General features: G+C 40.8%; 12 protein-coding genes. 3 read left to right on the top strand and 9 right to left on the bottom strand.

What is annotated here, in order from left to right:
• Positions 1-30 precede the first annotated feature (30 nt).
• From LF817_RS09810 to LF817_RS09795, 4 genes are all read right to left on the bottom strand, one after another.
• Positions 31-2,262 (bottom strand): alpha-galactosidase, encoded by a 2,232-nt coding sequence (locus LF817_RS09810; RefSeq protein WP_253935628.1) that lies wholly within the window; start codon positions 2,260-2,262, stop codon positions 31-33.
• 33 nt (positions 2,263-2,295) lie between these two features.
• Complete coding sequence (locus LF817_RS09805) at positions 2,296-3,120, bottom strand: carbohydrate ABC transporter permease (RefSeq protein ID WP_253935627.1); 825 nt, start codon at positions 3,118-3,120, stop codon at positions 2,296-2,298.
• On the bottom strand, positions 3,120-4,046 hold the full coding sequence (locus tag LF817_RS09800; protein WP_253935626.1) for a carbohydrate ABC transporter permease: 927 nt from the start codon (positions 4,044-4,046) through the stop codon (positions 3,120-3,122). Before LF817_RS09800 ends, LF817_RS09805 begins: the two co-directional genes overlap by 1 nt.
• A gap of 94 nt (positions 4,047-4,140) precedes the next feature.
• Positions 4,141-5,439 (bottom strand): ABC transporter substrate-binding protein, encoded by a 1,299-nt coding sequence (locus LF817_RS09795; protein ID WP_253935625.1) that lies wholly within the window; start codon positions 5,437-5,439, stop codon positions 4,141-4,143.
• Positions 5,440-6,025: 586 nt separating this feature from the next.
• On the opposite strand from LF817_RS09795, the gene LF817_RS09790 reads away from it, so the two are divergent.
• From LF817_RS09790 to LF817_RS09780, 3 genes are all read left to right on the top strand, one after another.
• Positions 6,026-7,093: a LacI family DNA-binding transcriptional regulator gene (locus tag LF817_RS09790; protein WP_253935624.1), complete on the top strand. Its 1,068-nt coding sequence runs from the start codon at positions 6,026-6,028 to the stop codon at positions 7,091-7,093.
• Between the two features lie 96 nt (positions 7,094-7,189).
• On the top strand, positions 7,190-8,491 hold the full coding sequence (gene melA, locus LF817_RS09785; protein WP_253935623.1) for an alpha-glucosidase/alpha-galactosidase: 1,302 nt from the start codon (positions 7,190-7,192) through the stop codon (positions 8,489-8,491).
• Positions 8,492-9,165: 674 nt separating this feature from the next.
• Positions 9,166-9,615, top strand: a complete 450-nt coding sequence (locus tag LF817_RS09780; protein ID WP_253935622.1) for a YusW family protein — start codon at positions 9,166-9,168, stop codon at positions 9,613-9,615.
• 32 nt (positions 9,616-9,647) lie between these two features.
• On the opposite strand, the gene LF817_RS09775 is transcribed toward LF817_RS09780, so the two are convergent.
• The 5 genes from LF817_RS09775 to LF817_RS09755 all read right to left on the bottom strand — a co-directional run bounded on the left by LF817_RS09775 (position 9,648) and on the right by LF817_RS09755 (position 14,734).
• A complete protein-coding gene (locus LF817_RS09775; protein ID WP_253935694.1) occupies positions 9,648-10,253 on the bottom strand; it encodes a CAP domain-containing protein in 606 nt (201 codons plus the stop codon).
• 132 nt (positions 10,254-10,385) lie between these two features.
• Positions 10,386-11,716, bottom strand: a protein-coding gene (locus LF817_RS09770) for an IS3 family transposase (RefSeq protein ID WP_253935621.1) whose coding sequence is annotated in 2 segments (ribosomal slippage) — positions 10,386-11,344 and positions 11,344-11,716 — 1,332 coding nt in all. Because the reading frame shifts where the segments join, the coding sequence is not laid out codon by codon here.
• A 141-nt stretch (positions 11,717-11,857) separates the two neighbouring features.
• Positions 11,858-12,589, bottom strand: a complete 732-nt coding sequence (locus tag LF817_RS09765; protein ID WP_253935620.1) for a PRC-barrel domain-containing protein — start codon at positions 12,587-12,589, stop codon at positions 11,858-11,860.
• Positions 12,590-12,771: 182 nt separating this feature from the next.
• Entirely contained in the window at positions 12,772-14,259 is a 1,488-nt protein-coding gene (locus LF817_RS09760) for a tripartite tricarboxylate transporter permease (RefSeq protein ID WP_253935619.1), read from the bottom strand.
• 16 nt (positions 14,260-14,275) lie between these two features.
• Positions 14,276-14,734, bottom strand: a complete 459-nt coding sequence (locus LF817_RS09755) for a tripartite tricarboxylate transporter TctB family protein (RefSeq protein WP_253935618.1) — start codon at positions 14,732-14,734, stop codon at positions 14,276-14,278.
• Between the last annotated feature and the right edge of the window lie 8 nt (positions 14,735-14,742).

Genomic DNA, 14,742 nt, shown 5'->3' with positions numbered 1-14,742 from the left:
CTTGGCGCATATGCCAAGCCTTTTTGTTTACTAATGTTTTGCTTTTAACTTATATAGTGACGACGTAAAATCTCCCAGTTTTTCATTTTGTGGAGGCACAGACCCAGAATATTCATTTTCAAGCATCAGTCCGGCTCTCATAAGTTCATCTCCGTAAAAGCTGGCTGCCCAGCCTTCGATTTCATACTCCTGGTGTTGATCCAAACCTTTTAATAACAATCGAGGAAACCCGGGATTCGGTTCAGCGAGAATCTTGTAATAACCGACGAGTGCTTCCTTTTGATCAGAAGATACAACCATCCATGCTACTCGATTGCCTCCATCATCAAACGGACTGAGCAGACGGTAGAACGTTCCGAATTGCAGCAGTTGTCGGTGCTCCTTATAAAACTGGACTTGCTGCCTTACTTCTTCCTGTTCCTCAGAAGACATACGGGTAATATCCAGTTCATAGCCGAAGGTTCCAAAGAAAGACACATTTCCACGCATAGATAGACTCGTATGTCGATGAACCTGGTGGTTCGGCACGTCAGAAACGTGGGCTCCAATCGAACTTAATGGATAAGCCATCGAAGTTCCATATTGAATGTTCAATCGTTCAACAGCATCCGTGTCGTCACTCGTCCACGTTTGTGGAGCATAGTACAGCATCCCAGGATCAAAACGTGCTCCTCCGCTGGCGCATGACTCGAATAGCACATCAGGGAACTTAGACGTCAATCGTTCGTATAAATCATACACACCTAAAATATAGCGGTGGGCTACTTCACTCTGTCTTTGTGCCGGCAAATCTAGAGAACCGATTTCCGTCATATAACGGTTCATATCCCACTTAACATAAGAAATAGGTGCTTGACTCAGTACGTCTGCCATCTGATCATACAGATTGTCGACAACTTCGTTTCGTGAAAAATCCAGGACGTATTGATTTCTTCCATGAGACTGGCTTCTTCCTTTGACTTGAATAACCCAGTCTGGATGTTTCTTGTAAAGTTCACTCACTTTATTGACCATTTCCGGCTCAAACCACAACCCGAATTTCATACCAAGATCCGTGATTTTCCTGGCGACCCCTTCAATACCATTAGGCAGTTTTTCTTTATCGGAAAACCAGTCTCCTAGCGAAGTGGTGTCATCATCTCTTTTGCCGAACCAACCGTCATCGAGTACAAACAATTCAATTCCAAGGTCTTTTGATTCCTTAGCAATTGACAACAGCTTTTCTTCGTTAAAATCAAAGTATGTCGCTTCCCAGTTGTTTATAAGTACGGGACGCTCTTCTTTTTTCCACGGTCCACGTACGAGACGTTCACGATAAAGTTCATGATAGGTTTGGCTCATGCCATTTAATCCCTCGTCTGAATAGACCATCACGACTTCAGGCGTCTGGAACGATTGACCAGGCTCGAGCAGCCAGCGGAAATCAAACGGATTGATCCCCATCGTCACTCGTGCCACATCATATTGATCAACTTCTACCTGGGCAAGGAAGTTTCCACTGTATACGAAATTGAAACCATAAACTTCTCCTTGAAATTCATCCGCATTTGTCCGTTTCAAGGCGAGAAACGGATTTTGCTGAGAACTGCTCGTCCCTCTAGTGCTTGAGATGCTTTGAATGCCCGGCACAAGCCCTCTTGATTTCACATGACGCTCTCTCGACCAAGAACCAGATAGCTGAACCATTTCAAAATCGGCATCAAAGAGGTCAACACTCGTGCTGAGCGCACGTGTCAATTCAAGCTTCTCTTCCCCTTTATTCACAAACTCTGCACTGCGGACCACGGCATTACGAGTTTCATAAATGGAATAAGTCAACTTGATTTCTGCATCAATCAATGAATCAAATAATGTAATGACAAGTGTAGATGCCTCCTCATCACTTTCAGTATAAGTAGCCGGCAGACCGTTCAATTCAGGCTTCCCTTTATAAATCTCATGAGAGAGATACTCGAATTGAGTAGTCCGGCTTCCATTTTCCTGAAGAATTTGAAAAGCAGGTTCACGGTAATCCGTCGTCCCATAGGAAGGATATTCCTGTTTAATGATATCTAAAGAAAATTCGAGATCCCCTTCATATACACTGGACATCCCTGCTCGTGCCTGCGTCCTGAACAGGTGTTGGAAAGAATCGCGATGACGGATTGCCTTTCCATAATATAAATGACCAAGCTGTTTATTTTTCATAACCGTGAAAATATAGCTGATTCCCTCGTTTTGTAAGTGAAATTCTTTTGTTTTTTCATTAAAATATATTGGCATCCCTAATCCTCCATTACTACGATTTCAGTAAAATTATCCTTTGACTGCCCCAGATGAAAGTCCAGCGATAAAGTACTTCTGTAGGAAAAGGAACAAGATCGCCATCGGAATCATCGCCATAAAGGCTGCGGCGGCGACAAGCCCCAGGTTGTTCTGGTTTTCGCCAAAGAAACTTGCCATTGCTACGGTCAGTGTTTGAACATCGCTGCTCTGCAGGAAGAAGATCGCAAATTGATAGTCATTCCAAATGAATACACAAGCAATGATCAGAACAGATGCCGTCACTGGTTTCAACAATGGAAACACGACTCGGAAGAAAATACCGATTGTGCTCGCTCCATCGATCTTCGCCGCTTCTTCCAATTCTTTTGGAATTGTAGAGCGAATGAACCCTGAGTATAGAAAAATAGTCAAAGGTAAAAATGCGGCGACATTGTTCAGTATGGCAATCGTACGTGTGTTCAGCATACCTATATCTACTACCAGCTGGTAAAGCGGTACAAGAGCAGTTAGTGGAGGAACAACCATAATGGCTATGAAAAACATCATCGCTGCTTTGTTTAATTTAGTATTGCGCCTGGCTAGTGGATAGGCTGCTAGTGAACCTATGAAAATTAATAAAACTGCTGCAAAAAAAGTGATAATAAACGAATTGACAAAAGCAGGTCCCAAATTCGCTTCCTGCCAGGCGATGGTGAAGTTTTCAAGGGTGAAGTATTCCGGAATAGCCCAGCGGGAACTGAAATCTCCGCGTGTTTTCAATGATGTTGTAATCAAAATATAAAACGGAATAGCGTGTAGAGCTGCTACAAGAACAGCGAGCAAAGCCAACAAACCTTTTTTCTTATTTTGTATCATTACGCTTCAATCTCCTTCCGTTTGAAGTACCATAGAGCAAGCAAGCTGAGAATCAGAATTATGAAGGCTACCAACACACCTTGAGTAGCTGCATATCCTGCGTCCTGCCTGCTGAAATAAAGATCGTACATAAATGTAGAGCTGGACTGTGACGCATTACCCGGGCCGCCGCCAGTCAAAGCTACGATGACATCAAACAGTTTCAAACCACCAATGATATTGATAACTACGTTGATCGTGATCGATGGTGCAAGCATTGGCAGTGTAATTTTCTTAAATTGTTGAAAGGCAGTAGCACCATCTATTTCTGCTGCTTCATAAAAATCTTTCGATATGCCTTGTAAACCTGCCAGATAAATGATCATTGCAATACCGACAAACTGGTAAGTATTCACTAGCACAATAATGTAAGGGTTGATATCAGCATTCCCAAGTGCGTTGATCGAGTCTAAACCAAAGAACATCAATGCATCATTCAGAGCTCCATTTTGGAATGCGAAAAACAGATAAAAAATGTACCCCATAATTAACGGACTAATGATAACGGGAAGGTAAACAATCGTTCGGGTTACTGTCCGAAATTTTATTTGATTATTTAATAAAAGTGCGTAAAAAAGACCGAGCGCGTTTTGTAAAATTGTACTCCCTATCCCATATAGTAAGGTGTTTCGAATAACTGTCCATGTCGTCGGATCATTGAACATACGCGTGTATTGTTCGAGCCCTACAAAGTTGAATGATTGTGAAAAACCGTTCCAATCCGTAAAGGAAATCCTGACACCATCCATGAATGGATAGACAATGAAAGCGGTGACAAATAAAACGGCGGGAAGATACATCCACCATAATGATTTTTCTCCATTAATCCCGCGTTTTTTAGTAGATTTCCCTGGTTTCCTTTTACTTTTCTCAACGAGTTCACTCATAATTTATGTCATCTCCTTATCACTGCGCGATCGCATTCATTAAAACAGAAGGGAGAGAGCATCCTCTCCCCCTTTTCTTTCTATTGAATGAATATTATTCGCTGTCACTTTCTTCTCGTAAGCGCTCATATTCAGATTCCATAGTTGATGCCGCACCTTCAGGGTCTCCCCCAGCCAACAACTCTTCTGTTGTAGTAGACATGACATCCCACATGCCACTTGGTAAATAGACGCGGTCGAAATAGCTGACAATTTCGTTATCTGAATATTTTTGTAAATCCTCAGAGAAATAAGTGTCTGCTTCTACACCTTCAATAGCTGAAGCTAAATTCGTTCCTTCTGCAATACGCTGTGCATTTTCAGGTTCAGCCATAAACTCGATGAACTGCTTCGCTTCATCTTTCATTTCAGACTCTTCAAAGATGGCAAGTGTAAAACGTTCTCCGCCAATCCAAACTTGCTCGTCCCCTTCATGAACGGCCGGTGTTGGCATCAGACCAACTTCCACATCTTCATTCATTGCTGTTGCATCAGGTCCAACTGAACCACCTGCAAACATGAAAGCGGCCTGTTCTCCCGCCATAATTTCTGGAGCCTGGGCAAATTTAGCTGTCAAAACATCTTGATTCAGCAGTTCATTCTCCTGCAGCATCAACAATTGTTCTGGAAGCCACTCATATTGGCTCCAGTCGAATGAACCATCAAGAAATTCTTCTGTATAATCATTTTCTTCATCTGTCGCAAACATCGGAGTCATCATTTGGTCAACCATCTGACCAAGCGGCCAACCATCGCCTCCACCGATCCATAACGGAGCAACTTGACCTCCGCTTTCATCACGAACAGTTTCCAGAGCTGCAACGAACTCATCCCAAGTTTCTGGTACTTCGATACCATATTCATCTAGAATGTTCTTATTATAAATGACACCATCCTGAGCCATATTCACAGGGTAGGTATAAACTTTTCCGTCTTCATCAGTAACGATATCTTCCATTGCAGGATTCATATCGTCCACCCAGTCCATGTCCTGTTGGTCGAGTGTATACTCACCATAGCGAAGCTGGGACCAGCCGTGAGTATCAAAGATGTCCGGAAGGTCGTTAGCTGCCATCTGCACTCTCATTTGATCCTCATAGCCACCACCTGGAAAACTTGCTTCAACATCAATTTCGGTTTCTTCTTCAAATTCACTGATCAACTCTTCAAACGTATCTCTTTCTCCTTCACTACTTGCAGAAAGAGCCATTGTCAACTTGCCTTCCTGGCCGCCGCTGACTTCTCCTTCGCTTCCACCACTTCCATTACCACTCTCTTCTCCGTTGCCGCCACAAGCTGCTAACAATGCGACCATCCCGATACTGCCTGCCCACTTTACAAATGAGTTCTTCATAAAATACCCCCTTGTTTGTTTTAAAAGCTCTAAAACATTAACCGTCGTTAACCTGGTACTTCACCTTTAGTAAAACGAGTAAACAAAAAATCAATTAACTTTTACTAAAATTTTATCTTTGTTAAATAAAATATATCAGAACGAGAAAACGCTTTCAAGTATTTTTAAGAAATTTCTCATAATTTTTTAGTAAGTTAACAATTAGTTTTTTCTTATATAATGTTGTTTTGTGTTTTTGCTAAAAATGACGTTATACCTTTTTATTAATATTTCATATAAAACCTTTTTAAATCTAGAGAGTTATGTATTGATATGCCAGTTTTTTTACAGGTTTTATTTCTATATTTCAAGTAAACTCAAGGCATCCTTAAGTTGATACCTTTTCAACTGCGTGCGTTGAGTCTCCTCATTATCTTAAGGGTGTTTGGCTTCTTTCCCGCGAATTACGATCTATTTTTAAAACTCTATTTCTTTAAGTCTAAACATCTCAATAAATTTTACACCTTAAAATAACATTTTGAATTAAATAGTAATTTGTGATACTTTTAAGTTAAGTAAATTTTAGTAAATGAAGTGGAGGTGTGACATGGCGAGTTTAAAAGATGTAGCAAGAGAAGCAAATGTTTCCATAGCGACTGTTTCCAGAGTATTGAATGAAGATAAAAATTTATCCGTAGCCAATACTACTAGAGAGAGAGTTTATGAATCTGCAAGGAAGTTAAATTATTTGTCTCTGTCTCATAAGAAGAAATCCAATGCACGACCTTCCAAAAAAGCTATTGGTATGATCGTATTCTGCTCAAAAGATTATGAGTACGAAGATGAATATTTCTCTTCTATTCGAAGAGGCATTGAAGCAGAATGTTTAAGGCAGGATATCGTTATTTCTACTTTAGTCAGGCAGGAACAGAATCTATTAGAAGAAAACAGGTTGGACGACCTTAGCGGAATCATCGTCGTCGGAAATATTTCACCCCAATTAGTACACCAAATTTATTCTAAGTATGAAAGAGTCGTATTTGTTGATGAATCACCAGGACTCGAAAAGTTCGACAGCGTAACGTCCGATTTTCATAGTGCGACTACTCGGCTTTTGGAGCACCTTGTATCACTTGGTCATCAGAACATCGGCTTTATAGGCGGTCCAGAATTCGTCCACTCTCCTATGAAAGACCGTGAACTTCAAGTGATTGATAACCTGGAAAAATTAAGGTTCGAACCTTATAAAAAAATCATGTCAAAGAGAGGGTTTTATGATGAAGGAAACGTGTATATTGGAGATTGGTCAACAGATGCCGGCTATCAACTAATGACTCAAGCCATAGCAAAAGGCGATCTCCCTTCATCGTTCATCATTGCAAGCGACCCACTCGCAGTTGGTGCGCTTCGTGCCTTACATGATGCAGGGTTGAATGTTCCAAACGATGTATCGATCGTCAGCTTCAACGACATAGAAATGGCGAAATATTTAAACCCTCCTTTGACTACGGCGAAAGTTTTTTCAGACGAAATGGGTAAATCAGCAGTAAAATTATTGAATGAACGAATAGAAGGAAGAGTTGTCCCATCTAAAATCATTCACCCCTGTAAGATTCAATTCCGTGAATCCTCGGGTTCAGTGAAGCATAGAACCAGCCCAGAATTACCAGTTTAAATGAGTGGCATCTCATATGATATGGATTGAAAAACGCACCATCTTTATTTTTAAAAGCGCTTACAATAAAGTTCACTCATAACAGGAGGAAAATACATGTCCAAAATTACATTTATCGGAGCAGGAAGCACGATCTTTGCGAAAAACATACTCGGAGACTGTATGTTCGTTCCATCCCTCGAAGGCTTTGAATTCGCTTTGCACGATATCGATGAAAAACGACTTAAAGAATCTGAACAAATGCTGAAAAACCTTTCTCAAAAGTATAATCCATCAATTAAAATAGTTTCTTATTTAAACAGACGGGAAGCGTTAAGTAATGCAAAATACGTTGTTAATGCGATACAAGTCGGCGGGTATGAACCGAGTACAGTGATCGATTTTGATATCCCTAAAAAATATGGGTTACAGCAAACGATCGGAGACACCATCGGCATCGGAGGTATTTTCCGTACGCTGCGTACGATACCTGTTATGCTTGATATCGCAAAGGATATGGAGGATGTTTGTCCAGAGGCCTTGTTGTTGAATTACACGAACCCGATGGCTGCATTAACTGGTTTCATGAATCGCCACACGAATGTGAAAACGATCGGACTCTGCCATAGTGTGCAAGTCTGTACAAAAGAATTGTTTGAAAACCTGGATATGGAACATGAAGGAATTGAGGAACGGATTGCTGGAATCAATCATATGGCTTGGCTGTTAGAAGTGAAGAAAGACGGAGAAGACTTGTATCCTGAGATTAAGAAACGTGCTAGAGAAAAGCAGAAGGAAAAGCACCATGATATGGTTCGCTTTGAATTGATGGATAAATTCGGTTACTATATCACAGAATCTTCCGAGCACAATGCCGAATACCATCCCTATTTTATTAAAAGTCAATACCCTGAACTCATCGAACGATTTAATATACCGTTAGACGAGTATCCACGCCGCTGCGTCAATCAAATTAAAGAATGGGAAGAAATGCGTGAGGAAATTGTGCATAACTCCCAGCTATCGCATGAGCGTTCAAAGGAGTATGGTTCACATATCATCGAAGCGATGGAAACTAATATTCCTTTCAAGTTTGGAGGAAATGTGATGAACACCGGAGGACTCATTTCAAATCTCCCAGAGAATGCTTGCGTCGAGGTACCATGCGTAGTCGACAGAAACGGAATCCTCCCCACTTATATCGGAGAGCTTCCTGAACAATTAGCTGCCTTGAACCGTACGAATATCAACACTCAATTGTTAACGATCGAAGCCGCAGTCACTCTTAAAAAAGAACATATTTACCAAGCGGCTCTTCTCGATCCGCACACAAGTGCTGAGCTTTCTATGGATGACATTATTGCTATGTGTGATGATCTTATCGAAGCTCACGGTGACTGGCTGCCTGAATATAAATAAATGCATAATAAAAAAACGACTGAGAAGGCTGTAAGTCAGCCTCTTTCAGTCGTTTTTTGAATTCTATTATAATGGACCAAAAAATCTTCAATGTGAAATAATTTAAATTCCATTAAGAGTAAAACCACTTCCATCTACTTAAGAAATCCCATACTGTCTTAGGTAGAAAGTTGACCTTTCCTTTTTATTGCCGTCTAGGTGAAAATGGTTTCATAATAATGAAGTAGGTTTCTCGTATGAACGATAGTTAAAATTACTTCTCTCGAACATGTGCATGCTTATCCCCCTCCGATTCTCTATACTTGCTTCCCCTTCCCTCTAACAGCCAGCCGTAAAAATTACTACATTCTAAACAAAGCTCCACCCAAAGCTTATTATTCTCAGTAATCGGCACAACCTTTACCTGATCTGTTACGACTTCGCAAAAATAGCAAGTATTCTTCATCCGATTGATCGCTCCCCAAATGTAAGTGATTCAATACTACCTCTTATTCTCTACTAAGTTGAATCGGTACTATTATAATTCTCCTTGTTCAAAGCCCTCTAATTTCACGATTTATTCATATTAAATCCTCCTTACGACTGCATGTAAGCTGCCAAAATGAAAGTTTAGACATATTAAATAGTTTCTTTTTTGGAAATGCTTTTAATATACAAGACAGGAGCGATTAACTATGAGAGCATTCCTTATGATGATCAGTATTTTCACATTAACAGCCTGCGGCAGTGAAAGTTATAACCAGCAAGCCAGACCCGCCCCACCCTTTGAAATCACCGATGTTCATTACAACGACTCACTTGAATACGATCAATTTTTCAACTTTACAAGTTTCCACCTAAAGGTCGATTACAGGGAAGATTTGACCTTTACCGTGAATTATGAAATCGATCCAGCAAACCAGATAAAAGCAAACATCGAAGAGCTAAACAACGTGGAACTTAGAGATGAAGAAGCGTTCAATCAATTATCTACTACTTTTAATGGGTTTACATTTAATGAGTACACTAAAGAAGATGAAGTGATTGATGAGGTCATTGAAACTTTCGATTTGGATCCTGATTTTAATACATTTGAACTTGCTGTGGAATATGAGAATGGGGAAAGGAACTCCTACTACAAATAAAGAAAGAGCCCTTAGTCAGGGCTCTATTTCAACTATTTTGTTATGAACATCTGTGTCCAATAATGCCCCATGCTGCCTCCTTCAAAATAGCCTACACCGATCCTTTTCAAGTTTCCATCCAAGATATTTTTCCGGTGACCCGGGCTATCCATCCAGCCATTGACGACTTGTTGGGGCGTCGTCTGTCCGGCCGCAATGTTTTCAGCACCTCGGCTATAAGAAACGTTGAAATCCCTCATCATTTGAAAAGGAGATCCATACGTAGGGGAGTCATGAGAAAAATACCCTTTTTCAGCCATGTCCTTGGATTTGTACCTGGCAACTCGTGATAATTGCCAATCCTTTTTCAGGGGAGCTAATCCATTGGCAGTGCGTTCTTTGTTCGTTAAATCGATTACTTGCTGCTCAACGGACTTGACTTCTTTTTTTAATGGAATAGTCACTGAATCGCCTGGATAAATCAAATCCGGGTTATTAAAGCCAGGATTCGCGTTGATAATTTCAGAAAGCCCTATTTGATAACTTTTTGATATCTCCCATAAGGTATCTCCGCTTTTCACTGTGTAAGTATCAGTCTGTGCGTAGGAAGGATTCGGCAAGAGAAGCAGCGCAGCTGTAAGTGTCAGAATTCCTATCATCAATTTCAATTTACATCACTCCTTTTCACATAGTCTGGCTCATAAATTAGAAATCATGTAGTTCTCAAAAAAAAAACCCCTCTGTTAAAGGGGTGAACTGTAACCCTAAAAATGGACAGTATAAAAAAAACGCTAAGCTGCTATGAGATGACCTCGGTATTGAGCCGGGGTCATTTTTTGTAGGGACCACTGGTATCGATGGTTATTGTAATACTCCATATAGGCTTCAATCGCTTGCTTGACTTCAAATATAGATGAGCACGCTTTGAAGTCAATTCCATCTTTCATATGTCCAAAGAAAGATTCCATTGGGGCATTGTCCCAACAATTCCCTCTCCTAGACATCGACTGATCCAAGCCCAGGTCCCTCACTTTTTTCTGGAAATCCGGGTGGGTGTAGTGCACGCCCTGGTCCGAGTGAATCAAACATTCGGGGTGAGGGAGAAAGTCCTCGCGTTCCATTAACTTATCAAGTGTGGTGTACACGATATCCATCTTTAAAGAGGTCGAGAGATAGTAAGCCAGTATTTCTCGGGTCGCTCCATCTTTAATGGCGGACAGATAAGCTTTCTGTCCCTTCGCATAATAGATATACGTGATATCTGTTAAGAGGACTCTGTGTGGTTCTTGTTGATCGAACTGACGCTCCAGCTTATTTTCACATGTTTTATGTTCTTGCGTCGCTTGAGCGATTTGTTTATAAGGGTTCGCTCTGCGAATCTTACACATCAGGTTATATTTTTTCATGATACGCCGAATACGCTTATGGTTCATTACGATATGTTCATCGTTCTCTACCATCATTTTGATCTGAAGAGCTCCTACTTTACCGTGACGTTGATCATATACTTTCTTGATGATTTCATAGTCTGCCTCATCTTTTCGTTCTCTCTTTTGGCGGGTGTTTTCTGCTTTCAACCAGTTGTAATACCCCGAACGGCTTACGTTGGCCAACTCACAAAAATACTGAATCAAATGGGGGAAGCCATGAGTCCTTACCACTTGTTCAATGAGTTGAAATTTCTCTGATGTCGTTATTTCTTCTTCTTCTTCGCCTGCCTTTCTTGTTCGTCGAGCTTTTTTACGAAGTCCAATTCTGCCTCCAGGTACGCAATATGTGCTTCTGCTTTTTTCAATTTTTCCTCGGAAGACAGGTCTTTCGTCGAAGGTCTTCCTGTGGCGCCTTTTCCTCTTCGCTCTGTATAGAACCCGTCTTCTCCGTATTTTTGAAATATCTCGCGCCATCGTTTCACACACTGTTTCGGTTTCTTGGAACCAATCACAGACAGATCAAATCCATGGTCAACAAAGATATGATAAGGACTTTTGCCTTCACCGTTTTCTTTTACAGCCTTCAGTTTGAATGCCGGTGCATAAGTGATAGAACGATCAGATACCTTGATAACGTTTGGGTTGGATTCTAATTCTTTCCTTTGTGTTTCCGTAAACATAATTTTAGACATGTCTCTAACCTCGCTCTTCATAGTTAATTTGATTATAAAGGGATATTCGAGGTCGTGAAACACAAAAACCCCGAATAAGGGGCACTTTTTTATTCGTGTCCATTATTCGGGGTATAGTTCAGGGTGACATGCGGTCAGTTCTTACGTCCAGTAAAAACTCTTTTTATAATTTTGATATAATTTCAGCTCAAACTCTCTCGTAATGGGATCTCCTTTTTTGTAAATTGGTCCTTCTTCAATCTCATGTAAGGTCAAATCAACGCGGAAACGTCCTTCGTCCCAATCGGTATCTGTAATCCAATCAGGGGAGATCAAAGCCAATGGATGGGTAGACCAAGTACCGCAGTCTACTTGAAAATAGCGGACATTCCAACTGTCAATTTCAATGACCGCATCGCTGATTGGACCTACGATTCCATCTTCAGCTACGACATTTGCACGGTTAAAAATTCCTTTCAAGTGATTGATACTTCGCAATTGCCTGCTCTGCTGAGTTTTAGGGCCAGCAGTGCCTCGTGTAGAAGTCTCATCGCCTCTCTTCTCTTGTTGGACCCAATATTGGCTCCAATTCATGCGCGACGCAAGTTCTTCTTCTCTTTCAGGAGTCATTTCAGCTTCTTCTTTCACTCCTGCTCCTTCACTTAATTCATCTCTCTTATGGTTAACGGTTATTACCTGTTTTTCTAAGTCCACCTCTTCTACTGCAGAAGGTGATAAATAAATGACTTGATCAGGGAACCATTTTTTTGATTCGAAAGTTAAATAACGTATCGTATAACTACTTTCATCAAAATACAGATCTTTAATTTTACCCATTTCACCGTCCGTAGCTTGCAGGGTAAGCTTTTCTAATGTTGTGGCATTCACAAACATCTTTTTCACCTCTCTTTAAAATTCCTTATATTGGAATATTCCCGTTAGAAATGTTATTTAAACATAGTAAAATTCCAATTAATTGGGATAATAAATGACAATTGAGCGATTATCCGATGTTACGGACGAAAATAAAAAAAATGGAGGAGTTCAACTGTCCTTTGTTAAACTCCTCCATTTTATTATTGCCTCGTCCGCAATCTTCCTCTAATAACAGGTACAGCAAACGAAAGCACACTTATAAGTAATAGCGCCAACGAAATCGGCTCCGTAATAAATACCATATAGCTTCCATTAGAAGCCGTCAGTGCCTGACGCAGAGATTGTTCCATCATACCTCCCAGTATAAAGGCTAAAATAAATGGCGCGGCCGGGAATGAAGTCAGCCTCATCAAATAGCCGATCACTCCGAAAAACAACAACACATACAAATGGAATATATTAAAACTAACGGAATAGACACCGATCAAACTAAAAATGATCACGAGCGAGATAAGTAAAGGTCTTGGTATTTTCAAGAGCTTTGAAATATAAGGAATCAAAGGTAGGTTCAATACAAGCAAGATAATATTTCCTACATACATACTTGCAATAATGCCCCAAAAGATATCCGGATGATCCTGAACGAGTAAAGGTCCCGGCTGGATGCCTAATACGAGAAACGCTCCAAGCATAACAGCAGTCGTTCCTGAACCCGGTATTCCGAGACTCAAAAGAGGAACAAAAGCGCCGCTCGTTGCCGCATTATTGGCGGTTTCCGGAGCTGATAAACCTTTGATGGAACCTTTTCCGAATTCTTCTGGCTTTTTAGCGATTTTCTTTTCGGTAATGTACCCGATAAATGAAGCTATCGTCGCTCCAGCCCCAGGAAGTACGCCCAGAACAAAACCTAGAAACGACTGTCTGGACATCGGTCCGCTCATTTCTTTTAAGTCGGCTTTACTTAATTTTGTACTGCCAACATTTGCTTTATCGGAAAGTGACGTATCCTTGCGATTTACGATAAGGAAGCATACTTCAGCGAGAGCAAACAAACCTAATGCGATGACAAGGAAATCAATACCCTCTAATAGATTAGGGTTGTTGAACGTGAACCTTGGGGTACCTGTCTGGCCATCGATACCGACAGTGACAAATACAAACCCAAGTGTAGCCGAAATGAGTGCTTTGATCGTTGATCCTTCAGATAAGCTTGATATGGCTGTCAATCCCATGAACATTAACGCGAAATATTCAGGCGGTCCAAAAGTTACAGCCACCTGCGCTAACGCCGGGGCAAACAGCATCAACAAAACGACAGATATTGTCCCTCCAACGAAAGAAGAGACCGCTGCAATAGCTAACGCTTTCCCAGCTTCACCCCGCTGAGCCATGGGATAGCCGTCGAAAGCGGTGGCGACCGTACCTGATATGCCCGGAGCATTCAATAGAATAGAAGCCGTCGAACCACCGAACACCGCTCCATAGTACACTCCAGCCATCATAACGAGCGCGGTCGTCGGCTCCATTCCATAGGTGATCGGAATCATAATAGCGATGGCACTGATCGGCCCGAGCCCTGGCATCATCCCTATAAACGTTCCAATAAATACACCAATAAAAACAAATAGTATTCCTTCTATACTGAAAGCAACTTGGAACCCTTGTAATAATCCGTCTAATCCACCCATATAAAATCAACACCTTTTAAAATGGTAGTATTCCTTGCGGCAGTCTGATTTGCAGTAAATAATTAAATACGTAATATAAAACACCAGGAAAAATAATTGAAACTAGAATACTTGTTTTCCACTGCCGGTAGCCTAGAAAAGTCGAACAAGAGATGATAAATAAAGCTGTTGTGATTAAGAAACCTAATAGCTCGAAAAGTAAGATATATACAAAAATCATCCCACCCACACCGCACATGACGATAATTTCTTTTTTAGGTACGACTCGTTTTGCTTTTTCTTCCTCTTTTTCAGAAGATTTATCAAAGAACAGAAACACCGATAAAGCAAGTAACAGAAATCCTAGTATTTTGGGCACCAGATCCGAATCCACGGGCACATACGGGTATTCTTTAAGATTAAAGCTTAAATACAAATAACCAATTGAAAATAAAACCAGGCCAATACTTACCTTTTGATTCATCGTTTTCAGCATGCTTCTCA

This window comes from Halobacillus sp. A1, from assembly GCF_024189295.1.
GTDB lineage: Bacteria > Bacillota > Bacilli > Bacillales > Halobacillaceae > Halobacillus_A.
This window is presented reverse-complemented; position numbering and strand designations above follow the sequence as displayed.

Coding starts and splice junctions, on each gene's coding strand:
- LF817_RS09810 (WP_253935628.1), bottom strand. CDS start 2,262: ATGCCAATATATTTTAATGAAAAAACAAAAGAATTTCACTTACAAAAC.
- LF817_RS09805 (WP_253935627.1), bottom strand. CDS start 3,120: ATGATACAAAATAAGAAAAAAGGTTTGTTGGCTTTGCTCGCTGTTCTT.
- LF817_RS09800 (WP_253935626.1), bottom strand. CDS start 4,046: ATGAGTGAACTCGTTGAGAAAAGTAAAAGGAAACCAGGGAAATCTACT.
- LF817_RS09795 (WP_253935625.1), bottom strand. CDS start 5,439: ATGAAGAACTCATTTGTAAAGTGGGCAGGCAGTATCGGGATGGTCGCA.
- LF817_RS09790 (WP_253935624.1), top strand. CDS start 6,026: ATGGCGAGTTTAAAAGATGTAGCAAGAGAAGCAAATGTTTCCATAGCG.
- melA (WP_253935623.1), top strand. CDS start 7,190: ATGTCCAAAATTACATTTATCGGAGCAGGAAGCACGATCTTTGCGAAA.
- LF817_RS09780 (WP_253935622.1), top strand. CDS start 9,166: ATGAGAGCATTCCTTATGATGATCAGTATTTTCACATTAACAGCCTGC.
- LF817_RS09775 (WP_253935694.1), bottom strand. CDS start 10,253: ATGATAGGAATTCTGACACTTACAGCTGCGCTGCTTCTCTTGCCGAAT.
- LF817_RS09765 (WP_253935620.1), bottom strand. CDS start 12,589: ATGTTTGTGAATGCCACAACATTAGAAAAGCTTACCCTGCAAGCTACG.
- LF817_RS09760 (WP_253935619.1), bottom strand. CDS start 14,259: ATGGGTGGATTAGACGGATTATTACAAGGGTTCCAAGTTGCTTTCAGT.
- LF817_RS09755 (WP_253935618.1), bottom strand. CDS start 14,734: ATGCTGAAAACGATGAATCAAAAGGTAAGTATTGGCCTGGTTTTATTT.